The 24,096-nt window shown below is 61.9% G+C and carries 18 protein-coding genes and 2 pseudogenes; 12 read left to right on the top strand and 8 right to left on the bottom strand.

The window, feature by feature from the left end:
• Positions 1-4: 4 nt before the first annotated feature.
• The gene (locus tag M0D65_RS13055; RefSeq protein WP_266253019.1) at positions 5-1,972 is read left to right on the top strand and encodes a biotin carboxylase N-terminal domain-containing protein; all 1,968 of its coding nucleotides are present in this window, start codon (positions 5-7) and stop codon (positions 1,970-1,972) included.
• 55 nt (positions 1,973-2,027) lie between these two features.
• On the opposite strand, the gene M0D65_RS13050 is transcribed toward M0D65_RS13055, so the two are convergent.
• A complete protein-coding gene (locus M0D65_RS13050) occupies positions 2,028-3,140 on the bottom strand; it encodes a serine hydrolase (protein WP_266253018.1) in 1,113 nt (370 codons plus the stop codon).
• A 250-nt stretch (positions 3,141-3,390) separates the two neighbouring features.
• Between M0D65_RS13050 and M0D65_RS13045 the strand changes: the two genes are divergently transcribed.
• On the top strand, positions 3,391-3,855 hold the full coding sequence (locus tag M0D65_RS13045) for a GNAT family N-acetyltransferase (protein ID WP_266253399.1): 465 nt from the start codon (positions 3,391-3,393) through the stop codon (positions 3,853-3,855).
• A gap of 75 nt (positions 3,856-3,930) precedes the next feature.
• Positions 3,931-4,623 carry an aspartyl/asparaginyl beta-hydroxylase domain-containing protein gene (locus M0D65_RS13040; protein ID WP_266253398.1) on the top strand — a complete coding sequence of 231 codons (693 nt, stop codon included), beginning with the start codon at positions 3,931-3,933 and terminating at the stop codon, positions 4,621-4,623.
• Here M0D65_RS13040 and M0D65_RS13035 read toward each other — a convergent pair whose 3' ends face one another.
• From M0D65_RS13035 to M0D65_RS13015, 5 genes are all read right to left on the bottom strand, one after another.
• On the bottom strand, positions 4,624-5,856 hold the full coding sequence (locus tag M0D65_RS13035) for an MFS transporter (protein WP_266253017.1): 1,233 nt from the start codon (positions 5,854-5,856) through the stop codon (positions 4,624-4,626).
• Complete coding sequence (locus M0D65_RS13030; protein ID WP_266253016.1) at positions 5,853-6,182, bottom strand: hypothetical protein; 330 nt, start codon at positions 6,180-6,182, stop codon at positions 5,853-5,855. The genes M0D65_RS13035 and M0D65_RS13030 overlap by 4 nt, the downstream gene beginning before the upstream one ends.
• Positions 6,183-6,184: 2 nt before the next feature.
• Positions 6,185-6,748 (bottom strand): isochorismatase family protein, encoded by a 564-nt coding sequence (locus tag M0D65_RS13025; protein WP_266253015.1) that lies wholly within the window; start codon positions 6,746-6,748, stop codon positions 6,185-6,187.
• 28 nt (positions 6,749-6,776) lie between these two features.
• Complete coding sequence (locus tag M0D65_RS13020; protein WP_266253014.1) at positions 6,777-7,229, bottom strand: MarR family winged helix-turn-helix transcriptional regulator; 453 nt, start codon at positions 7,227-7,229, stop codon at positions 6,777-6,779.
• Between the two features lie 171 nt (positions 7,230-7,400).
• Positions 7,401-8,381 (bottom strand): aldo/keto reductase, encoded by a 981-nt coding sequence (locus tag M0D65_RS13015; RefSeq protein WP_266253013.1) that lies wholly within the window; start codon positions 8,379-8,381, stop codon positions 7,401-7,403.
• 291 nt (positions 8,382-8,672) lie between these two features.
• Between M0D65_RS13015 and M0D65_RS13010 the strand changes: the two genes are divergently transcribed.
• Positions 8,673-9,743 (top strand): purine nucleoside permease, encoded by a 1,071-nt coding sequence (locus M0D65_RS13010; RefSeq protein ID WP_091007585.1) that lies wholly within the window; start codon positions 8,673-8,675, stop codon positions 9,741-9,743.
• Between the two features lie 188 nt (positions 9,744-9,931).
• Here the strand turns inward: M0D65_RS13010 and M0D65_RS13005 are convergent, their stop codons facing one another.
• The gene (locus tag M0D65_RS13005) at positions 9,932-10,243 is read right to left on the bottom strand and encodes a DUF4148 domain-containing protein (protein ID WP_266253012.1); all 312 of its coding nucleotides are present in this window, start codon (positions 10,241-10,243) and stop codon (positions 9,932-9,934) included.
• 1,080 nt (positions 10,244-11,323) lie between these two features.
• Positions 11,324-12,328: a LysR family transcriptional regulator gene (locus tag M0D65_RS13000; RefSeq protein WP_091007577.1), complete on the bottom strand. Its 1,005-nt coding sequence runs from the start codon at positions 12,326-12,328 to the stop codon at positions 11,324-11,326.
• A 170-nt stretch (positions 12,329-12,498) separates the two neighbouring features.
• Between M0D65_RS13000 and M0D65_RS12995 the strand changes: the two are divergent.
• The 8 genes and pseudogenes from M0D65_RS12995 to M0D65_RS12960 form a co-directional block, all read left to right on the top strand.
• Positions 12,499-13,338 (top strand): annotated as a pseudogene (locus tag M0D65_RS12995) (alpha/beta hydrolase); the annotation flags it as partial.
• A gap of 113 nt (positions 13,339-13,451) precedes the next feature.
• Complete coding sequence (locus tag M0D65_RS12990) at positions 13,452-14,723, top strand: efflux RND transporter periplasmic adaptor subunit (RefSeq protein ID WP_266253011.1); 1,272 nt, start codon at positions 13,452-13,454, stop codon at positions 14,721-14,723.
• 94 nt (positions 14,724-14,817) lie between these two features.
• Positions 14,818-18,003 carry an efflux RND transporter permease subunit gene (locus M0D65_RS12985; RefSeq protein WP_266253010.1) on the top strand — a complete coding sequence of 1,062 codons (3,186 nt, stop codon included), beginning with the start codon at positions 14,818-14,820 and terminating at the stop codon, positions 18,001-18,003.
• 13 nt (positions 18,004-18,016) lie between these two features.
• A complete protein-coding gene (locus M0D65_RS12980; protein WP_266253008.1) occupies positions 18,017-19,546 on the top strand; it encodes an efflux transporter outer membrane subunit in 1,530 nt (509 codons plus the stop codon).
• A 424-nt stretch (positions 19,547-19,970) separates the two neighbouring features.
• Positions 19,971-20,816, top strand: a pseudogene (locus M0D65_RS12975) (MetQ/NlpA family ABC transporter substrate-binding protein).
• Between the two features lie 37 nt (positions 20,817-20,853).
• Positions 20,854-22,248 carry an LLM class flavin-dependent oxidoreductase gene (locus M0D65_RS12970; protein ID WP_266253007.1) on the top strand — a complete coding sequence of 465 codons (1,395 nt, stop codon included), beginning with the start codon at positions 20,854-20,856 and terminating at the stop codon, positions 22,246-22,248.
• Entirely contained in the window at positions 22,245-23,417 is a 1,173-nt protein-coding gene (locus M0D65_RS12965; protein WP_266253006.1) for a methionine ABC transporter ATP-binding protein, read from the top strand. Before M0D65_RS12970 ends, M0D65_RS12965 begins: the two co-directional genes overlap by 4 nt.
• Complete coding sequence (locus M0D65_RS12960; protein ID WP_266253004.1) at positions 23,410-24,066, top strand: methionine ABC transporter permease; 657 nt, start codon at positions 23,410-23,412, stop codon at positions 24,064-24,066. Before M0D65_RS12965 ends, M0D65_RS12960 begins: the two co-directional genes overlap by 8 nt.
• The last annotated feature ends 30 nt before the right edge of the window (positions 24,067-24,096 follow it).

Below are 24,096 nucleotides of genomic sequence, written 5' to 3'. Positions count from 1 at the left end.
CCCCATGTTCAAACGGATACTGATTGCCAATCGCGGCGAAATAGCGCGCCGCATCGCCCGAACCTGTCGGCGCCTCGACGTCGAGTACGTGTCGGTGTATTCGACTGCGGACCGGAATGCGGCACATCTGGCGGGCGCGGTCGACACTCAATTGATCGGCGACGCCCCCGCCAGCAGCAGCTACCTGAACGCGCAAGCGCTCATCGCCGCTGCGCTTCGCACGGGCTGCGAAGCCATTCATCCCGGCTACGGCTTCCTTTCGGAAAATGCGGATTTCGCGGCTGCGGTCGCACGGGCCGGCCTGGTCTTTATCGGACCGGATGCACACACCATCGACAGCATGGGTAACAAGGCAACGGCCAAGAAACTGCTGGCTCATGCCGATGTGCCGGTGGTTCCGGGTTCGAGCGAGGCGACCGAGTCGCATGGTCTGATCCGCGAGGCTTGCGAGGCAGTCGGTTACCCGGCCATTCTCAAGCCGGTGGCGGCCGGCGGCGGCAAAGGCATGCAGGTAGTCACGCAGGACAGCGAACTGGACGCTGCAATCGACGCGGCGATCCGCATCGGCAAGGCGAATTTCGGCGATGGTCGTTTGCTGGTGGAGCGCTATATCGCTACGCCGAGGCATCTGGAGGTTCAGATATTCGGCGATAGCCACGGCAACGTCGTGCATCTGTTCGAGCGCGAGTGCTCGTTGCAGAGACGTCACCAGAAAATCATCGAAGAAGCTCCCGCCACCAACCTGCCGGCGGATGTGCGCGCCAGATTGCTGGCCGCGGCCGTGCGCGGCGCGCAGGCGATCGGGTATGTCAACGCGGGCACATTCGAGTTCATTCTTGCGCCAGATGACCAGTTCTATTTTCTGGAGGTCAATACGCGTCTGCAAGTCGAACACCCGGTGACCGAAGCGATTACCGGTCTCGATCTGGTCGAGTGGCAATTGCGGGTGGCGGCCGGTGAGGCGTTGCCATTGCAGCAGGATGCGATCGGGTTTTCCGGCCACGCGATCGAATGCCGGGTCTATGCGGAAGACCCTGACCAGAATTTTTGCCCGATGCCGGGCGAGGCTTTGCTCGTGCAGTGGCCGGATAGCTGCCGGGTGGACGCTGCGTTTGACGCGCGAGGGCAGGTGCCGTCCTTCTACGATCCGATGGTTGCGAAGTTGATTGCGTATGGCACGGATCGTCCGGATAGCTTGCGGCGGCTGTCGGCCGCAATCGAACAAACAACCTTGCTTGGCTTGACGAGCAACCTCGGTTTTGCCCAACGCCTGTTGCAGGATCCGCGCGTGCGTGCGGGACAGGTCGATACGCATCTGGTGGACGATTTCATCGCGCGCACTGTGCCGCTGGCGGCGCTCGATCTGGCCGCCGCATGCGCGGCCTTCGTGGATAGTGCGGACGTCGCCGGGCAGGATGTCCGTTCGCCCTGGGCCGGCAGTATCGGCCCGTTGGACCGGATCGCACTCGACCCTGAAGCACCGCTGGGTCGACTGAGTTACCGGTTTCAGAATCAGACGTTGCAGGTCGGCCTGCTCCGGCGCGATTCTCAAAGCGCCGAAGTTGCGATCGGAGAGCGGCGTTTCGAGGTCAGTGGCGCGCGCTCCGGCGATGTGTGGAAAGGCCGTATTCGCGAGTGGGTCTGGGTCGCCGCCAGGTTTGGCGATGAGCTGGAACTGAGCGTCGCGGGTACGCGAGTCCAGTTGCTGACTCGCAAGGACATTGCAGACGAACTCGACACGTCGAAGGGCGGCGATGTCGTCACGCGCATGCCCGGTGCTGTGGTTGCGCTGCCGATCGAGATCGGCAGTCGGGTCGAACAGGACGATGTGATTGCGATCGTGGAAGCGATGAAGATGGAAAATCGCATCTACGCGCCGGCGGCGGGTACGCTGAGCGCGCTGCACTGCCGGCTTGGCGAGATCGTTTCGGCGGGACAAACGCTGGCCAGTATCACCACGGTGGCTGCGTAGCGAGTCGGGATTGCCGCGCGTGCAGCAGGCGCGGCATTTTGCGGCGCGTGTGTCGTTACCCTTTCGGATCGACAGGGCCAGCAGCCGGGTCGGCAGCGGGATCGCTGACATGCGCCGCCGCATAGATCAACCGCATCAAACGCCCCATTTGCCCTTCGGTGACCCTGGCCTTATCCGCATCGGTCTGGTGAACGACGACCAGATCGTGCAACGGATCGACAATCACGTACTGACCGTTATGACCATCGGCCCAGAAGCCACCGATCGGAAGATCCATGAGGGCCGCGCCGCGATCCGGAAACCCGGTCCACCAGAGGTAACCATAGCCCGAATGAAGGTAGGTTTCCGACCACGCATGGGTGCTCTCCGCAACCCAGCTTGCGGGAACAATGGTTTCGGTATTCCATCGGCCGGAGCGAAGGTAAAGCAGGCCGAAGCGCGCCAGATCGCGCGCGCTCATACGGAACGGGTAAGCCGGAAAATTGGAATCCGCGCCGCGGATATAACGACCATCCTGCGGACGGTAGTCCTGCATCCCAATCGGCCCAGCAATGCGCTGCCGGAAGCTTTCGAAAATCGATTCGCCGACCGCGCGCTCGTAGATCGTACCGAGCACATTGAAATCCCAGTTGTTGTAATACCAGAACGTGCCGGGAGCATGACTGCCGCGCGCCGGGCGACGTTGCTTCTCGCTGAGCGTTTCGTAAAGAGCCGGATGATAGACACCGGAACGTGCCTGCAGTAACTGCCGCACAGTTGCCTGCTTTTCGGCGTCGGTGAGGCTGGGAGCGGAGTCGTCGATACTCAGGCTCGCGAGGGTTGCGTCGAGATCGATCTTGTTCTCAGCAACGGCGATGCCGATCAGCGCACTGAGCAGGCTCTTTCGTATCGAATGAATCCCGCGCTTGCGAACGATGTCTCCAAAGCTGTCGACCATGCGACCGCGATGCACGATGACGAGCGCCGCTGTATTGACCGACTGGGCGTAGGCGTGAGCCTGCGCGAGCGCATCGGTCGACCATCCGGCTTGTTCGGGCGTGATGGGGTCCCATTCGACTCCCGGCCAGTCCAGCGCATCAGGCGACTGATCTGCAAAGGAGACTGACGAGGTTTGCGCCATCAGCCCGGCTATCGCAAGCGCGAGGAAATCCCTTCGGCTAACTTTCAAACCCTTCTCCTGTCGTAGGTGGAAAGCGTGGTTATTCGGGCGAAGTTCGATGTAGGGATCAACGCATGCGTCGGTGCTTGTCGAAAACGGACCGAAGTCTTTTCGTGTAAGGATCTTTAAACGGTAGATGGATCGAAAATCCGTCGGCGGATGGGCTCACGGCTTTAAACTTGTGCGAAATTCTCGTGAAGTGGTGACGGTCATGACGGATATGGACGGTACGAACCGGGTGCTCATCAAAGGGCGCGAAATGCAGCATCAGTTTGTTATTCGAGCGGCTCATCCCTCGGACGCGGACGAGCTCACGAAGCTCGCCTTTCTTTCGAAAGCGCACTGGGGTTACCCCAAAGACTGGCTGGACTTGTGGCAGGACGATCTCACGATTACGCCCGAGGCGATCGAAGGAGCGATCGCCTATGTTGCCGAGCTTAAGGGAAGAATTGTCGGGTTCTGGGCGAGAGCATCGCTGGATTCAGATCAAATGACTTCGGGGTGGCTGTTCGTTCACCCCGACCATATGGGGCAGGGGATCGCTCGCGCGCTGTGGTCGGCGCTCCGGGAAGAGGCAAGCGCGAGAGGGATCAGAAGTTTTGTGATCGAAGCCGATCCCAATGCCGTGCCGTTTTACCTGTCGCTCGGAGCGGAAAAGATCGGCGAGAGAGAATCGACTGTCATTCCAGGAAGATTTATTCCCATCCTGCGGATACCGATCTGATTAGTGCGTGAATTGATAATGCATACCCGCGTTCGTTCGGCAGCCAGAACCGTTGCCATTGCCGCAACTACTGCCATGGGCCGGCTCTACGACAGCGGCGCGCGGCTCATGCGCCGCATCTACGACCGGCGTTTGCACGACGCAGCCGTGCTGGATGCCGCGCGACATTTCCCCGATGCTGTGTCCTTCGAGACGAACTGGCAGGCCATTCGAACCGAGGCGCTGCAGGTCGCGGCAAGCATCGCCAGCATCCCGCGTTTCCACGAAATCATGCGCGAGCAAGCCGATATCTCGGCCAACGACGGACGCGACTGGCGCATGTACATCATGCAAGCCTACGGTGTGCGCTTCCCGCGTAATCTCGCGCGCTGCCCGACGCTTGCCGCGCTCGTCGCTCAATCGCCCGATGTGCTCTCGGCCTCGTTTTCGTTTCTTGCGCCGGGCAAGCACATCCCACCGCATCGCGGACCGTTTCGCGGCATCCTGCGCGGCTATCTCGTCCTGTCGATGCCGCTCGACTCTGAAGGCAGACCCGCCGCCACGCTGACCGTCGACGGCCACGCGCATCGGTTGCACGAAGGCGAGTTCATGCTGTGGGACGATACGTTCGAGCATGAGGTACTCAATGCGAGCGACGAGGTGCGCATCGTGTTGTTGCTCGATATCCGCCGCCGCAGCATGCCGCTCGATTTACGGCTGCTGTCGAACGCCGTGATTGTGCTCGTGCGGCTAGGCATCCGCGTGCGCGGTTCGAGGATTGCGGTTTAGCTAGCGGTCGTGACGTGGCCGATGTATCTGCCGCGTCAAAGCGTAAATGCCCACAAGCGCCGCGGCAAAACCCGAAGCCGCACCCACACCGAGTGACCATCGCGGGCCAGGATGATCCGCCACCCAACCGACGATCGGCGCACCGATCGGCGTCCCCCCGAGCGCAACGCCAATACGCATCGCCATTACCCGTCCGCGCATGGCGGGCGCGGTCGACAGCTGCATCAGGCTGTTGGTCGTGTTGGTAAAGGTCAAGGCGGCGACGCCGATCACCACCAGCGCGCTGCCGAACAGCCAGTAGCCCGGCGCGATAGCGGCTAGCGTGCAACCGACTCCGAACATCGCGGCGCCGATGATCAACGATGTGAACTGTGGCCTGTCGCGACCGGCAGCCAGCAGCGCACCGGAGACGGTACCGATAGCCATCATCGACGACAGCAGACCATAGCCTCGCGCATCGGCGTGAAAGACGCCGACGGCCATCGTCGAAATGAAGATCGGAAAGTTCAGGCCGAACGTGCCGATCAGGAACAACATGACCAGAATTGCCAGCAGATCCGGACGCGACCACACGTAGCGGAACCCTTCGGTGAAACCTCCGGGCGTGCGGCGCGCCCTCACGTTGGGGCGTAGTTCGGAAGCGCGGAACAACGACAGCGAAGCGAGCACCGCAACGAAACTGGCGCCGTTGATCAGAAACGCCCAGCCAGTACCGACCGATGCGATGACGAGGCCAGACGCGGCCGGTCCAATCATGCGCGCGGCGTTGAACGAGGTCGAGTTGAGTGCAACGGCGTTCGGCAGATCCGCGTCGCCGACCAGTTCGGTGACGAAGGTCTGGCGCACAGGCGCGTCGAACGCCGCCGCGCAACCGAACAGAAACGCGAACACATATACATGCCACAACTGGACGATGCCGGTCACCGTCAGCAGTCCCAGTGCGAGCGCCAGCGCGCCCATCGTTGCCTGCGTCGCGATCAGCAGTTTGCGCTGGTTGTAGTGATCGGCGGCATAGCCGGTCCAGGGCAGCAGCAGAAGCTGCGGTCCGAACTGCAGCGCCATGACCGTGCCAACCGCCGACGCGTTGTGATGCGTGAGCTGAGTCAGCACCAGCCAGTCCTGGGCCGTGCGCTGCATCCATGTGCCTACATTGGACACCAGTGCGCCGGCTGCCCAGACCCGATAGTTGAAGCTTTTCAGCGAACGGAAGACACCCGTTGCAGGAATGCTCACGAATGCTCCGGTGTATTGCCGCCGTTAAAGCGCCCAAAATGCCGCGCGGCGAACAGGCTCATGACGAGGATGCCGAGCCCTAGCGGGACCACATCGACGGTGTCGCCCAGATTGAAATCGCCGACGCGACAGACGAGCAGATAGCCGACGATCAGGTTGAGAAACCCCCACAACGCATTCACCGTCGATGACGAAAACCCTTCTCCGCGAGGCGTGGCAAAGGGGCTCTGAAACTGCCTGCCCATCAAGCCGCTAACCAGATGCGGCACGGCGTTCGCAAGCACTGCGCCGCCGAAAAACCATGACACGAGATGATGCCAGTTCATTTTCAGGCACTCCTTGTTTTGAGCAGATCGATGATGTCCTGGGCCGTGCCGGTTTCGCCGAGCCGCGGAAAGACGTTGTTGATGCTGTAGTCGTGTGCTTCGGCGCGCCCGTCGGTCATCGCATCGAGCGCGAGCGTCACGTTGAACCCCAGTTCATAAGCCTGGCGAGCGGTCGATTCGACACCGGTTCCGGTCGCCACACCCACGATGACGACCTGGGTCACGCCCAGCTTCTTCAACTGGTCTGCGAGATCGGTGCTGGCGAAGGCACCCCAGGTGTGCTTCGTGACGACGATGTCACCAGGTTGTCGATCGAGTTCGGCAATAAGCTCGGTCCAGTCGGGCGGGAACGGCGCGCCCTGACGCGGCCGTTCGACGCGGCCCGGTGCGCCGCCTGCGACGTTGACCAGGACGACCGGTAAACCGCGTTCGCGAAACGCATCGAGTAGCGTGCGCGATCGTTCTACGACTGCGTCGATGGAGTGAACGAGCGGGAGAGCGACGATACCTTTTTGCAGGTCGACGACGATGAGGGCGGTGTCGGGATCGAGTGTGGTGAGGGCCATGTGTTTCCTGCGAGAGCGAAGGGAGGACTCAGAAGTCGGCAAGCCGTTGCAGCAGTTTCACCGCAGCGGCGAGTTGCTCCTGTTCCTGTGTGGACAGTTGCGCTTGCAATGCGTGGACGAGCCAGTCTTCTTTGGCGGCGCGGCTCGCCTTGACGGTCTTCCGGAAAGTGGAGGTCAGCGTGATCAGGGTTTGCCGGCCGTCATCCGGATCGGGTTCGCCACTGATGGCGCCCATCGCCTCGAGACCGGCGACCGTAATGCGCATGGACTGCGGTCGCACGCTTTCGGCACGGGCGAGGGCGGACACGGTGGCGGGCCCGTCGCGCTCCAGACGCAGCAGCACCGATTGCTGCGACGAAGTGAAATCGCCTGCGGAGGCCTGCTCCCGTACTCGACGAATCAGCTTGCTTAGGGAAATGCGCAGTTCGCCGGCTAGAGCGGCGAGCTGGGCGGCTTCGGATGTGAGTGCTTGTTTGACCATGGGCGGAGCATAGCATATGTACAGTTTAACTGTACAGTTTTGCTGTGCACGCTACGAGGTCGCATGTGGCCGATGATGTGACCGCTGTCGCGATGAAGTTGTGTGCTTCGGCAGCGTTGACGAATTCGCGGAACCTGGCGAGTGCGCCCGGTTCCGCGTATATATGTATTTTTATTTGAACCCGGCCACCGCGTGCGGCACGTAAAGCTCTTCGAGTTTTGCGATCTCGTCGCTGCTGAGTTCGAGCGACAGCGCAGCCACCGCATCGTCCAGATGATGTAGTTTGGTTGCACCGACAATCGGCGCGGTGATGGGTTTCTTCTGCAGCACCCACGCGAGCGCAACCTGTGCGCGCGGCACACCGCGTGCGGCCGCGATTTCGCCGACCCGCTCAACTACCTTGCGATCGGCCTCTTCGGTGTGCGCGTACAGCGTGCGGCCGTATTCGTCGGTTTCCGAACGCGCGCTGCTCGTGTTCCATTCGCGCGTCAGGCGACCACGGGCAAGCGGACTCCACGGGATGACACCGATGCCTTCGCTTTCGCACAGCGGCAGCATCTCGCGCTCTTCCTCGCGATACAGCAGATTCACGTAATTCTGCATCGTGACGAAGCGGGTCCAGCCGTGCTGCTCCGCGACATGCAGCGCCTTCGAGAATTGCCATGCGTACATCGACGACGCGCCGATATAGCGCGCCTTGCCGGCTTTCACGACGTCATGGAGCGCTTCCATGGTTTCTTCAATCGGCGTGTGATAGTCCCAGCGATGAATCTGATAGAGATCGACGTAGTCGGTACCGAGCCGGTGCAGACTGGCGTCGATTTCCGCCATGATTGCCTTGCGCGACAGGCCGGCGCCATTCGGTCCTGGACGCATCCGGTTGAAGACCTTGGTGGCGAGTACGATCTCGTCGCGACGCGCGAGATCCTTCAATGCACGACCGACGATTTCCTCGCTCGAGCCGAGCGAGTAGACGTTGGCGGTATCGAAGAAGTTGATGCCGTGATCGAGCGCCTGCTTGATGAACGGACGTGCCTGCGCTTCGTCGAGTGACCACGCGTGCGCGCCGCGATCGGGGGCGCCATAGCTCATGCAGCCGAGACACAGACGCGAGACGTCGATGCCGGTGCGGCCGAGTTTGACATAGTCCATCGTGCTGCTCCTGTGGGAAAGTTCGGGAACGAACCAGGAAGGCGTTCGCTTATAAGAAGCGGCGCGCCGCGACTGACGAGCCGATCCGCATAAATTACTGAATCAGATTTGATAATGACGTGGACTGCGTAAAAAATGCGTGATGGCAAAAGAAATGCGGCCACGTATACTTGGTTCCGCTTTACGTCACCCCTCGCAGGAGGCGCCGGACCTTATCCGGCATCCTGCCGCATCTGCAATACAGGCAAGTTATTCCTCCCAACGCTGCATAGAACAAAGGAAGGACCTCCTATGTTGATCCGTACTTTTAGTGCCATCCCGGCCTTGATGCTGGCGGCGTGCGCTGTTTCGCCACTAGCGGCGAATGCCGACGACAGCAACAGCTTCGCACAAAACGACTCGGGCTCGCAGGCACGCCATGTGAAGGTGATGATCATCTCCATGTTTGCGCCGGAGGGCCAGGTCTGGCTCGACCATCTCGGACCGTGGCAGGAAATCACAGTGGCCGGATTGTCGCCGGACTATCCGACCGTGCATTGCAACAAGCAGGACATCTGCGTGATGACGACCGGCATGGGTCACGCGAATGCTGCCGCTTCGACGATGGCGCTGACGTTCTCGCCGAAATTCGATCTGCGACATACGTACTTCATGGTGGCGGGCATTGCTGGTATCGATCCGTTGCGCGGCACTGTCGGTTCCGCGGCGTGGGCCAAATATCTGGTCGACTTCGGCATTCAGTGGGAAATCGACGGACGCGAAATTCCGCCGGGCTGGACCACCGGTTATCTCGGCATCAACACGACGGGCCCGACGCAAAAACCGCCGCTCGACTATAAGACCGAAGTGTTCCAGCTCAATACGCAGCTTGCGGATGCCGCATTCGCGCTGTCGCGCAACGTGACGCTCGAAGACAACGCTCAGGCACAGGCCGCACGCGCCAAATTCAGCTATGCACCGGCGAACCAGCCACCGAGCGTCATTCAGTGCGACACGCTGGCGGGCGATACATGGTGGTCGGGTACCGATCTCGGCCAGCGTGCACGCGACTGGACCAACATCCTGACCGACGGCAAGGGCGTGTATTGCACGACGCAACAGGAAGACAACTCCACCTATGAAGCGCTGACCCGTGCGGCGACGGTGAAGCGTGTCGACCTGAGCCGCGTAGCGGTGCTGCGTTCAGGGTCCGATTTCGACCGGCCGTATGCGGGCCAGACGAGTGCGGACAATCTGTTGAACTACGCGGCGCAGGGTGGTTTCTCGATTGCAGTCGACAACCTGTATAACGCGGGCAATCCGCTGGTGCAGGACATTGCGACGCACTGGGGCGAGTGGCGCGACGGCGTGCCGCATCGGTAAGGCAACACTGCCCGTGTGGTGATTCAATGCGCGCGGTAGGGCGTCCACACGGGCGTATCGGTTGACCAGTCGTCGAGTTCGGATGGGTTCATGATGAGCTCCTTCGAGTGATGTGTGTCCGGTGTTGGTGTGTGCGCCGGACACGCGCGATGTTTCAGATCGATGTCGCACGTAACGCGAACGCTGCGTTACTCGCCTCGCGCGACACGGGTGGCGTTGTCGGCGTTGCGTTCCTGCGCGGCGATACGCTCCGCTTGCGTGCTGGCGATCAGGCTTTTGTTCGGATACACGTTTCGGCTGAGGGCTGGCAGCGAGCCGTCGCGATAGGCCTGCGCGAGTTCCGCGCGAACTTCTTCGCGGGTTTTCGGTGCCTGGGTGGCGTTGCTGTTGGCCCACGTGTAATCGTTGTAGGTGCCTGCCCGGCCGATGCCGCCGTCGGCGAATGCTGCTGTGCTTGCGGCGAGAGAGAGCAGGAGACCTGCGATTAGGTGGTGTTTCATGGTTCACTCCTGTGATTCGTTTGCAACGCTCGTTAGTCGGCGTTGCGACAGGGTGAAATGTAGGCCTTCGTGCTCCGGCGATAAATCGCGGTTTTGTGAAATGAATTGTCGTCGAAATGGAACAATGGTTTTTCTGCCCTGGCAGGTGGCTGTCCTTTGTCCTTGCAGGCGGCTCGTTGTTAGCGCCTCGCGGCTGGTTTGTTTGCCTGTGCAGGCGGCTTTGTTTTAGCGCCTCGCGGCGCAGGCGTTGCCCCTGTGCGGGGCGGCACCTTCTTTCTTTGCCGCGGCAAAGAAAGAAGGCAAAGAAAGCCGCTCGAGACGTTACCGTGTCCTTTCCATGTGCAGTCTTCGTGGCCCGCACCTAAGTGTCGCCATCGCACTGAAACGGTAGTGGTTCGAGACGAGACCATCCCTCGCACCGCACCCGTTAGTGACCAGGCGGTCATTCATCCCGCTCGCACTACGTGCTTGCAGTCGGGTGACCACAACGGAAACCCGACCTGGGGCGTGAGACGTTAAAGCCGTAGGCGAACGTTGAAAACAGTTTAAACACCAGGCCTGAACAGGAAGTCCGTGACGAGATTAAAGACGCAACTGAGGGACAAAGAGCCAGGCTGAAGGCCAAAGAAGAGGGCTTAAATCGAAGAGGTCAAGACACGCTAAACGAGAGCGGTTATGTCCATCGGCGGCGAAGCGCGCCGGAACGAATGAGCGCCTTGTCACTACCGCTCGCGGCGCGAGGTGCGATCTCGTCTCGGACCGCTGGAGTGTCAGTGCGAGGGCGACACTTAGGTGCGCGCCACGAGGGCGGCACACGGAAAGGACACGGTAACGTCTCGAGCGGCTTTCTTTGCCTTCTTTCTTTGCCGCGGCAAAGAAAGAAGGTGCCGCCCCGCACAGGGGCAACGCCTGCGCCGCGAGGCGCTAAAACAAAGCCGCCTGCACAGGCAAAAACAAACCAGCCGCGAGGCGCTAACAAGAAGCCGCCTGCACAGGCAAACAATCCAGCCGAGAGGCGCTAAAGCTAGGCCGCCGGCCAAAGCAAACGACAGCCGCCTGCACAGGCAAACAAACAAAACCCTATGCGACCCATTCAGTCATAACAGGAGTATCCAGCGCAGAAGCCGCCTCCCGCTGCTCAGGCGTGCGCATCGTACAAGTCTTATCAAGACTTGCCCGCCCACTCAACAACGGACACCGATCGAACACCTCGGCAATCCAGTCGACAAACACCCGCACCTTCGACGACAGATGCCGGCTATGCGGATACACCGCCGAAATCGGCATCGGCAGCGGCTTCAGATGCGGCAGCACCTCCACCAGTTGCCCCGACTGCAAATGCGGCAGCACCATAAAGCGCGCCGGCTGGATCAAACCGAATCCCTCCAGCCCACAGGTGACATAAGCATCCGCATCGTTGACCGACACGATGCCCTGCATCTTCGCCTCGACTTCCTTGCCGTCCACCAGAAAAGCCCAGTCGATCACACGTCCCGTACGACTCGAAAAGTAATTCACAGCCTTATGCTGCTCGAGATCTTCGAATGTCTGCGGTGTGCCAAACTTTGCGAGGTAATCGGGCGACGCGCACGACACGCCTTCGAATAACCCGATACGTCGCGCCACCAGCGACGAATCCTGCAGCGCGCCCACGCGCACCACGCAATCCACACCCTCCTGCAACAGATCGACCGGCCGGTCCGTTAAACCGAGCTGCAGATCAATATCCGGGTAGCGAGTGTGGAATTCGCACAGGGAAGGAATCACGATCAACCGGCCGATCGAGCCCGGCATGTCGATACGCAGCTTGCCGTGCGGCTTCTTGTTGCCGCTCTGGAAGCTTGCTTCGGTTTCCTCGACATCCGCGAGAATCCGCACGCAACGCTCGTAGTAGGCGGCGCCATCGGGCGTCAGCGAGAGGCGCCGGGTGGTCCGGTGCATCAGGCGTACGCCGAGAAACGCTTCGAGATTCTGAATGATGGTCGTGACCGACGCGCGCGGCATGTCGAGCGTTTCCGCTGCGCGCGTGAAACTGTTGGTGTCGACGACCCGGGTGAACACTTGCATGGCCTGAAGCCGGTCCATTGCAGACCTCCGAAAGGGCAGGTGCATCTGGAGAGAAGCCGCCCAGCCGATAAGCGAGGCGATTGTTCAGGTGCACCGAATTGTGTTGCCGGATTATAGGCATTTATTTGCGAGTCTGCTGAACCCACAATTCGCACCATCGCCTTTCTGTGCGCATTGCGCTGCTCGACATGGATGCATTCAAATCGCCGTACTCCTTCACTCCCTCGGCCTCGGGCCTCGCGGAGGACGGCACCTCGCTGGAACTCACCGATGTACAGATCGAGGGCTACGCACAGCCGATCACGCTGCGTCTGTACCGGCCTGCCGCCAAGTCGGGGCTGCCGGTGCTGCTGTACTTCCACGGCGGGGGTTTCGTGCGCGGTTCGATCGATGCCGCCGACACCGCCGCACGCTATTTAGCAGAGCGCTTACCGGCTCTCGTAGTGTCGGTCGGCTATTCGCTCGCGCCGCGCTTTCCGTTTCCCGCCGCGCCTGAAGACGCACACCTCGCGGCGCTCTGGGCGCAGACCAACGCGCGCACGTTCGGCGGCAATACGCGGCGTCTGGGCGTGGCGGGCCATGACGCCGGCGGGCAACTGGCCAACTGTCTCGCGTTCATCGGGCGCGATCGCGGCGACGTGCGCATCGACGCGCAGGCGTTGTTCGGTCCGATGCTCGATCCAAGCCTCACACGGCTTGGCGACGAGCGTCGGCTCAGTTCGGACATCACCGCGAGCGAGTGCGCAGCCTGCTACCGCGCGTATTTGCCGCAGGCGTCGCAACGCATGCATCCGTATGCTGCGCCACTCGAATCGGCGCGGCTTGCCGGTTTGCCGGCCACGCTGGTCATCACCGCACAAAACGATGTGCTGCACGTCGAGGCCGAGAAGTACGCGAGCAGCCTGATCGACGCGGGTGTGCTGACCCAGGTGGTGCGCTACCCGAGCGTGTCGCATGCCGCCGTCGCCGAACATCCGGCCGCCCTGGAGGAAGCCGTGCGCTTCTTCCAGTGCCGCTTCGAGATGCGCGATACCCGCGATGTCCGTGACAGTCGCGAGGCCCGCGATGCACGCGAGGCCCGTGAAACGCGCGCAGCCAAACAAACAACTTGATCGACTACAGAAACCACCTTGGAGCCAACATGTCCATTCTTCCGCTCTCCCGCCCCCGTCTGGCAATCGCCACGGTTGCTGTCCTCGTCGTAGCCGGGCTCGGTACGCTGGGCGCGATCCGCGTCGATGCACGCGCGCCGGCGCAGTCCGCGTCGGCAATCGTTCCCGAAGTCGACGTCGCGACGGTCGTCCAGAAGACGATCACCGACTGGCAAAGCTATTCGGGCCGCCTCGAAGCCATCGAGAAGGTCGACGTGCGTCCGCTGGTGTCGGGCACGATCGTCTCGGTGAATTTCAAGGACGGCGCGCTCGTGAAAAAGGGCGACACGCTGTTCGTCATCGACCCGCGGCCGTATCAGGCCGAAGTCGATCGCGCGGCGGCGCAGCTCGCCGCCACGCAGGCACGCAGCGGCTATGCGCAAAGCGACTGGGAACGCGCACAACGCCTGCTCAGCGACAACGCAATCGCGAAACGCGACTACGACGAGAAGCAGAACGCGTCGCGCGAAGCGAATGCAAACCAGAAGGCCGCTGAAGCCGCGCTCGAAACCGCGCGCATCAACCTGGGCTACACGAAGATCGTCGCGCCGGTGTCGGGTCGCGTATCGCGTGCGGAAATCACGCTTGGCAACGTCGTATCGGCGGGCGCCAGCGCCGCGCCGCTCACGACGCTCGTTTCCGTGTCGCCGATCTACGCATCGTTCGATGCCGACGAACAAACCTATCTGCAGTACATCAGCCGTGTGAAGGACGGCAAGGTACCGGTCGAACTCGGCCTCGCCGACGAAACCGGTTACTCGCGCAGCGGCACGATCGAATCGGTGGACAACCGGCTCGATACGTCGTCAGGCACGATCCGCGTGCGCGCGCGTTTCGATAACGCGGACGGTGTGCTCGTGCCAGGGCTGTACGCACGCGTGAAGGTCAGCGGTAGCGTGCCGCATCCGGCGGTGATGATCGACGATGCTGCGGTCAATACCGATCAGGACAAGAAGTTCGTGTTCGTCGTCGACAAGGATGATCACGTTGCGTACCGCGAAGTGACACTCGGTGCGCAGCAGGAAGGCCTGCGTGTCATCAAGAGCGGTCTCGCGGCTGGCGATCGTATCGTCGTGAATGGTACGCAGCGTGTGCGACCCGGCGACCAGGTGCGCGCGCACATGGTGCCGATGAACGCCGACGTCGATCCGAATGCGGCACCGGTTGCCCAGACGAAAACGCCTGCAGCGAAGCCCGCACCGGCCCAGGCAGACGCGCAAGCCCCGGCCCAGCCGCAAGCGAAGACGGAGAAGAATTCGTGAACCGCGGACGCGATCTGTCGTCCAGGCTGAACGGCGCGAGCCATGAGCTCGCACCGTTCGACACGCGCAAGCGCTCCAACATCAAGAGCCTCCAATGAACATATCTAAATTCTTTATCGACCGGCCAATCTTCGCGGGTGTGCTGTCGGTCCTGATCCTGCTGGGAGGCGTGATTTCGCTGTTCCAGCTGCCGATCTCCGAATATCCGGAAGTGGTGCCGCCTTCGGTGGTGGTTCACGCGCAGTATCCGGGTGCGAACCCGAAGGTGATCGCGGAAGCGGTCGCGTCGCCGCTCGAAGAGCAGATCAACGGCGTTGAGAACATGCTGTACATGCAGTCGCAGGCGAATAGCGACGGCAACCTGACGCTCACCGTCACGTTCAAGCTCGGTACCAACCCGGACCTCGCCACGCAGCTTGTGCAGAATCGCGTGAACCAAGCGTTGCCGCGTCTGCCGGACGACGTGCAGCGGCTCGGCGTGACGACGATCAAGAGTTCGCCGACGTTGACGATGGTGGTCCACCTGATCTCGCCGAACAACCAGTACGACATGACGTACCTGCGCAACTACGCGCTGCTGAACGTCAAGGACCGGCTCGAACGGATCAAGGGCGTCGGCCAGGTGCAGCTGTGGGGCGCCGGCGACTACTCGATGCGCATCTGGCTCGATCCGCAGAAGGTCGCACAGCGCGACCTGACCGCTACCGATGTCGTCAATGCAATTCGCGAGCAGAACATCCAGGTCGCGGCCGGGACGATCGGCGCGTCGCCGTCGGTGCCGGGCACGCCGTTGCAGTTGTCGGTGAACGCTCGCGGCCGTCTGCGCACGGAAGGCGAATTCGGCGACATCGTCGTGAAGACCGCGCCCGATGGCGCCGTCACGTATCTGCGCGACCTCGGGCGGATCGAGCTTGCCGCATCGGAATACGGTCTGCGTTCGTTGCTCGACAACAAGCCGGCCGTCGCACTCGCGATCAACCAGTCGCCGGGCGCGAACTCGCTGCAGATTTCCGACGAAGTTCGGGCAACCATGAAGGAATTGCAGCAGGACTTCCCGGCTGGCGTCGACTACAAGATCGTCTATGACCCGACGCAGTTCGTGCGCTCGAGTATCGAGGCGGTCGTGCATACGCTGCTCGAAGCCATCGCGCTGGTCGTGATCGTGGTGATCGTGTTCCTGCAAACGTGGCGCGCGTCGATCATTCCATTGATCGCTGTGCCGGTGTCGATCATCGGGACGTTCTCGCTGCTGCTGGCATTCGGTTTCTCGATCAACGCGTTGTCGCTGTTCGGGATGGTGCTCGCGATCGGGATCGTCGTCGACGATGCGATCGTGGTGGTGGAGAACGTCGAGCGGAACATCGAAAGCGGGCTCAGTGCGCGCGATGCGACCTACAAGGCGATGCAGGAAGTGAGCGGGCCGATTATCGCCATCGCGCTCACGCTGGTTGCCGTGTTCGTGCCGCTCGCATTCATGACGGGCCTGACCGGTCAGTTCTACAAGCAGTTTGCGATGACCATCGCGATTTCGACGGTGATCTCGGCGTTCAACTCGCTGACGCTGTCGCCGGCGCTTGCATCGTTGCTGCTGCGCGACCACGGTGCGAAGCCGGACGTGCTGACGCGCGTGATGGATCGTGTGCTCGGCCGTTTCTTCGCCGGCTTCAACAAGGTGTTCCGGCGTGGTTCGACCGCGTATAGCCGCGGTGTGAACGGTGCGCTCAAGCGCAAGGGCGCGATGCTCGTCGTGTATGCGGTGCTGCTCGGCGCGACCGCGTTGATCACGCACGTCGTGCCCGGCGGCTTCGTGCCGGCGCAGGACAAGGAATACCTGATCGCGTTCGCGCAGCTGCCGAACGGTGCATCGCTCGATCGCACGGAGAAGGTGATCCGCGACATGAGCGCGATTGCGCTGAAGCAGCCGGGTGTGGAAAGTGCTGTGGCGTTCCCGGGGCTGTCGGTGAACGGCTTCACGAACAGTTCCAGCGCGGGCATTGTGTTCGTCACGCTGAAGCCGTTCAAGGAACGCGGTAGCAAGACGTTGTCGGCCGGTGCGATTGCCGGTGCGCTGAACCAGCAGTACGGCGCGATCAAGGATTCGTTCGTGGCGGTGTTTCCGCCGCCGCCGGTGCTCGGTCTCGGTACGCTTGGCGGTTTCAAGTTGCAGCTGGAAGACCACGGTGCGGTTGGTTATGCGGAGTTGAATAACGCAAGCCAGGCGTTCATCAAGAAGGCATCGACGACGCCTGAACTCGGGCCGACGTTCTCCAGCTATCAGATCAACGTGCCGCAGCTCAACGTCGATCTGGACCGTGTGAAAGCGAAGCAGCTCGGCGTGCCGGTCACCGATGTGTTCAACACGATGCAGATCTATCTCGGCTCGCTGTACGTGAACGACTTCAACCGCTTCGGTCGCGTGTACCAGGTGCGGGTGCAGGCCGATGCGCCGTTCCGGCAGCGCGCGGACGACATCCTGCAACTGAAGACGCGTAACGCCGCCGGCGATATGGTGCCGCTGTCGTCGCTCGTCACCGTGACGCCGACGTACGGTCCGGAAATGGTGGTGCGCTACAACGGTTACACGGCTGCGGACATCAACAGCGGTCCGGCGCCGGGCTATTCGACGAACCAGGCGCAGGCAGCGGCCGAACGCATCGCGGCGGAAACCTTGCCGCGCGGCGTGAAGCTCGAATGGACCGACCTGACGTACCAGCAGATGCTGGCGGGCAATGCCGGTATGTGGGTGTTCCCGATCAGCGTGCTGCTCGTGTTCCTCGTGCTCGCTGCGTTGTATGAAAGTCTGTCGCTGCCGCTCGCGGTGATCCTGATCGTGCCGATGAGCCTGCTGTCCGCGTTGACCGGCGTGTGGCTCACGCAGGGCGACAACAATATCTTCACGCAGATCGGCTTGATGGTGCTGGTGGGGCTGGCGTCGAAAAACGCCATCCTGATCGTCGAGTTCGCTCGCGAGCTCGAACACGATGGCCATTCGCCGCTGTCGGCGGCAATCGAGGCGAGCCGCATGCGGCTGCGTCCGATCCTGATGACGTCGATTGCTTTCATCATGGGCGTGGTACCGCTCGTGCTGTCGACCGGCGCGGGTTCGGAAATGCGCCATGCGATGGGTATCGCGGTGTTCTTCGGCATGCTCGGCGTGACGCTGTTCGGCCTGATGCTGACACCGGTGTTCTATGTGGTACTGCGTACGCTCGCTGGCGGCAAGATTCATGTGGCGCAGAAGGATTCGCCGCATCAAGCGTTGCCGGCGACGCACGCCTGAGGAGAAACCAATAATGAAAAGGCTTGAATCTTTGCCCGGCTGGAGCCGGGCGGCCGCGAGCGGCCTGCTGCTGATGTTGCTCGCCGCCTGCTCTGTAGAGCCGACGTACAAGCGGCCCGATGCACCGACACCGGCCGCCTTCAAGGAAGCGCCAGCGATCAGTGCGCAGGATGCGGGCACGTGGAAGCCCGCGCAACCGGCCGATGCCGAGCATCGCGGCGAATGGTGGACCGTGTTCGGCGATTCGACGCTGAACGATCTGGAGCAGCAGGCTGCGACGGCGAATCAGGATCTGAAGGCGGCGGCCGCACGCGTGCAGCAGGCGCGTGCGCTGACCCAGGCGGCTCGCTCCGCGTGGTTCCCGTCGCTCGATGCGGGCTTTGGGCCGACGCGCGAAACGGCGTCGGCGGCATCGCAGTTTCTGCCGCAGAACAATGGTTCGACGACCACGACGTTGTGGCGCGCGCAGGGTACCGTTTCTTACGAGGCGGATCTGTTCGGGCGGGTCGGATCGAACGTCAACGCGGCGCGTGCCGACGCACAGCAGAGCGAAGCGCTGTTCCGCTCGGTGCAGCTCGCGCTGCAGGCGGATGTCGCGCAGAACTACTTCCAGTTGCGCCAGTTCGACACCGATCAGGGGCTGTACCGCCAGACCGTCAAACTGCGTGAGGACTCGCTGAAGCTGACCGAACGCCGTTTCAAGGAAGGCGATATCAGCGAACTCGACGTCGCGCAGGCTCGCAACGAACTCGCATCGGCACGCGCCGATGCGGTGGGCGTAGCGCGTCAACGTGCAGCGTCGGAGCACAGTCTTGCCATCCTGCTCGGCAAGGCGCCCGCCGATTTCTCGTTCCCGGAAACGCCGCTCGCGCCGGTCGTCGCGCGTGTGCCGGCTGGGCTGCCGTCCGCGCTGCTCGAACGTCGTCCGGATATTTCGGCGGCCGAGCGCGCAATGGCTGCAGCAAATGCGCGGGTCGGTCTGGCGAAGTCGGCGTTCTTCCCGAAGCTCGATATCACCGGTGCGCTTGGTTATGAATCGGCGACGTTGGGCAGCCTGTTCATGTGGTCGAGCCGGACGTTCCTGCTTGGGCCTTTGGCCGGTACTGCGTTGACGCTGCCGATCTTCGACGGCGGTCGCCGCCGCGCCGGTCTCAGTCAGGCTCGCGCGAAGTACGACGAAGATGTGGCGCAGTATCGTCAGCAGGTGCTCGTCGCGTTCCGCGAAGTCGAGGACAACCTTGCCGATCTACGTCTGCTCGACGATCAGATCAGCGCGCAAAACGACGCAGTGGTCGCGTCGCAGCGCGCGGCGCATCTGTCGCAGACGCAGTACGAGGAAGGGCAGGTGAGCTATCTCAACGTGATCGACAGCGAGCGTTCGGTGCTGGTGTCGCAGTTGCAGGCGAGCCGTTTGACCGGTACCCAGGCTGTGTCGACGGTCAACCTGATCCGTGCGCTCGGCGGTGGTTGGGATGGAATGCCCGCTACGGCTGCGGCCGATGTAGCGAACAGCGATGCGCAACAGCAGATTGCGAAGCGTTAAGTTAATTCGGCGCGTCAAGCGCTAACGGTGGCTCCCACGCAGGTTCCTTCCAGGTTCCTTGTGTTAGCTGGCGATCTGGGTGCACCCGGCGGTGCTTCCAGGTCACCAGCTTTTTTTATTTCGCAGCGAAGGCGGCAACGCGACTGCACAGTTTCGCCCATCCATATCGCATTTCGCGATTTCCATTCGAAAATCCGTTCGTAGACCGCGTCCCGGAGCGGCCCTATCATCGTCTGCACCTCATCTGGAGAGAGGCGATGACCTGCCTGCATTTCCGCTGTCCGCGCTGATCCGCTAGTTCGTCTACGCATCGCGCATCAAGCGTCCCAAGCCGCCCACGGGTACGCCCGACACCGGCGGCACCGATCTCCGCTGTCAGGCCGGAAGCGGTACACCCCGACCAACCTCGTCGATTGAGTTCACCATGAAATTTTTCCTGTCCAGCGTGCGGCGCTTCTTCCGCGTGGCGGGGCGCTCGCCCATGCTCGCTCTGGGTAGCGCACTCGTGTTTGCGGCGTCCGCGTCTGCTGCCGTGGCCGCCGATCTACCCACGTTGAAGATCGGTACCGCGACGAGCCCGCAGATCGAAGCACTGAAAATCGCGGCGCGCGAAGCAAAAGATCAGGGCCTCGACGTGAAGATCATCGAATTCACCGACTGGAATACGCCAAACGCAGCGCTGGCGAACAAGGACATCGACGTCAACTATTTCCAGCACGTTCCGTTTCTCGAGAACGCGAAGAAGCAGGGCGGTTATAACTTCGTTGCCATCGCGCCCGGCACGATCATGAAGATCGGTTTGTACTCGAAGAAAGTGAAGCGCTTCGACGAGTTGAAAGACGGTGCCACCGTGGCGATTGCGAACGACCCGGTGAACGGCGGTCGCGGACTGCTGTTGCTGCAACGCGCCGGCCTGATCAAGCTGAAACCCGGCATTGACTACCGGGCGACCACGCTCGATATCGTCGACAACCCGAAACATCTGAAGATCGTGCAACTCGAAGCGTCGCAACTCGCCCGCTCGCTCGACGACGTCGATCTGGCACAAGGCTATCCGAGCTTCATCAAGCTCGCCGGCACGACCGATCCGAACAGTGCGCTGCTTTTCGACGGCACTGAGAACAAGATATTCGCGATCTAGTGGGTGGTGCGGCCCGACAGCGTGAATGATCCGCGCATCCGCAAGTTCATCTCGATCTATCAGCATTCGCCGGCGGTGCGCACCGCGCTCGACAAGGCGTTCGGCAATCTCTACGCCGTCGCGTGGTAACGGCAACGCAACGCAGCGAGCACGACGGAGCCACGCAATGACGAAGAAGAAAATCCTGCTGAACGCGTTCAATATGAATGCGGTCGGCCACATCAATCACGGTTTGTGGACACATCCGCGCGACCGCTCGGCGCACTACACCGATCTCGACTACTGGACCGATCTCGCGCGCACGCTCGAGCGCGGCAAGTTCGACGGAATTTTTCTGGCCGATATTGTCGGGGTGTACGACATCTATCAAGGCGGTCCGGATACGCCGTTGCGCGAATCGGTGCAGATTCCGATCAACGACCCCACGCTGATCGTGCCGGCAATGGCCGCGGTAACGAAGCACATCGGCTTCGGCGTGACGGCGAATCTGACCTATGAACCGCCGTATCTGTTCGCCCGGCGTATGTCGACACTCGATCATCTGACCAAGGGTCGCGTCGGCTGGAATATCGTGACCGGCTATCTGGACAGCGCTGCGCGCGGCATGGGGCTCACGCAGCAGATCGCGCACGACGACCGGTACGACCGCGCTGATGATTACATGGACGTCGTGTACAAGCTGTGGGAGCAGAGCTGGGAAGACGATGCGGTGGTACGCGATCGCGCGGCACGCGTGTTTTCGCATCCGGACAAGGTGCACCGTGTGAAGCACGATGGTCCGTACTATTCGATCGATGCGATCCACCTGAGCGAGCCATCGTTGCAGCGTACGCCGGTGTTGTATCAGGCAGGATCGTCGCAGCGTGGCGTCGATTTTGCGGCGCGTCATGCGGAGTGCGTGTTCGTTGGCGGTCAGAACAAGCAACTGACGCGTTCGATCGTCGATGACATTCGCGCTCGCGCCGTCCGCTTTGGTCGTGCGCCTGACGACATCAAGATCTTTGCCGGCATCACAGTCGTGGTCGGTGAAACCGAACGCGTCGCGCAGGAAAAATTCGAGGAATATCGCCGCTATGCGAGTGCCGAAGGCGGTATTGCGCACTTCTCCAGTTCGACCGGCATCGACTTCTCGCAGTACGAACTCGACGAACCGATTTCGTATGTGAAGACCGAGTCGATGCAATCGGCGGTCGAGGCGATTTCGAAGAAAAGTACCACCGGTGTGTGGACCAAGCGCAAGGTGCTCGAACAGATGACGTTAGGCGGTCGTGCGAAGCCGGTGGTCGGTTCGCCGCAGCAGATTGCCGACGAACTGGTGTCGTGGATCGAAGAGGCGGGCGTCGACGGATTTAATCTGACGCGTACTGTGATGCCCGAATCGTTCGTCGATTTCGTTGATCTCGTCGTGCCTGAGCTGCAGAACCGTGGGGTTTACAAGGAAGACTACGCTGCCGCGCCGACGCTGCGCGAGAAGCTGTTCGGCGCGGGTCGGGCGCGGTTGCCCGATGTGCACGTGGGTGCGCAGCATCGGCGTCGTGCGAACACGTCGGTTGAAGCATGACGTCGCTTTTCGATCGGCCCGGTTTTATCGAGGACGCGCCTGCGCGAGCCGCGGACCATGCGGCGCGCGATGCTGCGCTACCTGCCGTGCAGTTCGAAGGTATCGGCAAATCCTTTGCCGGCCCGCGTGGTGCGAATGCGAATGCCCTGGCGAACGTCGAGCTTTCGGTGGCACGCGGTGAAGTGTTTGGCATCATCGGTCGTAGCGGGGCGGGTAAGTCGACGCTGCTGCGTCTCGTCAACGGACTCGAAAAGCCGACGTCCGGCACCGTGCGCGTGAACGGTGTGAGCGTCGGAGGCCTCGACGAGCGCGGGCTGGTTGGCCTGCGGCGGCGCACCGGCATGGTGTTCCAGCACTTCAACCTGCTGTCCGCGAAAACCGTGCACGGCAACATTGCGCTACCGCTCAAGATAGCCGGCGTGCCGAAAGCCGCAATCGACGAAAAGGTCGATGCACTGCTCGAGCTAGTCGGGCTCTCGGCGAAACGCGATGCGTGGCCAGCCAGCCTCTCGGGCGGGCAGAAGCAGCGGGTCGGTATAGCACGCGCACTGGTGCACGATCCCGACATCCTGCTGTGCGACGAAGCGACATCCGCACTCGATCCGGAAACGACGCAGGCGATTCTCACGCTGCTGCGCGATATCAACCGGCGTCTCGGTCTGACGATCGTATTGATCACGCACGAAATGGAAGTGATCCGCGAAGTGTGCGATACGGTCGCGGTGCTCGAGCGCGGTGAAGTCGTCGAGGTGGGTCCCGTGTGGCGTGTGTTCGGCGATCCGCAGCACGACGCGACGCGTGCGTTGCTGCGCACACTGGTTCACGATCTGCCGGCCGATCTTGCGGCGCGCGTGAAATCTCTGGACGAAGCAGCGCCCGACGCGGCCCAGGTGCTGCTCGACGTGCGCTTCACCGGCGCCGATGCGCGTGAGCCCGATCTGGGTGGCCTCGTCAGTGCGCTTGGCGCGGGCGGCGGCGGTCGCGTGAGCTTCGTGCATGGCGGTATCGACCGGATTCAAGGGCATGCGCAAGGACGATTGATCGTCGCAGCGCAATTAAGTAGCGCTCATGCCGACGTTACACACGAAGGATTGCAAACCCAGGTCGCCGCCCTGGTCGAGCAAGCAAAACGTTACGCGAACCGTGTGGAGGTGCTCGGCTATGTCTGATCTCTGGCTATCCGAGCTGGCCGGTGCGATTCGCGACACGATCGTGATGGTGGGCGTATCGGCGGTGATCGCGGCGTTGATCGGTATTCCGCTAGCACTCATCCTGGTGACGACGACGCGCGGCGGCATCTTCGAACGTCGCGCGGTGAATACGACACTCGGCGCACTGGTCAATGCATTTCGCTCGACACCGTTCATCATCCTGCTGGTCGCGCTGCTGCCGCTCACACGTTTACTGGTTGGAACGACGATCGGCGTTTGGGCCGCGATCGTGCCGCTCAGCATCGCCGCGATTCCGTTTTTTGCGCGCGTGGCGGAAGTGAGTCTGCGCGAGGTCGATCGCGGTTTGATCGAAGCCGCGCAGGCGATGGGCGCGCAACGCCGCCACATCGTCTGGCACGTGTTGCTGCCCGAAGCGCTGCCGGGTATTCTCGGTGGCTTCACGATTACGGTCGTGGCGATGATCGGCTCGTCGGCCATGGCGGGCGCGGTCGGCGCGGGCGGGCTTGGTGATCTCGCGATCCGCTACGGTTATCAGCGCTTCGATACGACCGTGATGGTCACGGTGATCGTGCTGCTCATCGTCATCGTGACGGCCGTGCAGTTCGTCGGCGACCGCTTTGTCCGGCGTCTCGCGCGACACGCGTGAGCGTCGCGGTCTTTCAGGGAACACCGATAT

It is taken from the genome of Paraburkholderia sp. CHISQ3 (genome assembly GCF_030464945.1).
Lineage (GTDB): Bacteria > Pseudomonadota > Gammaproteobacteria > Burkholderiales > Burkholderiaceae > Paraburkholderia > Paraburkholderia megapolitana.
This window is presented reverse-complemented; position numbering and strand designations above follow the sequence as displayed.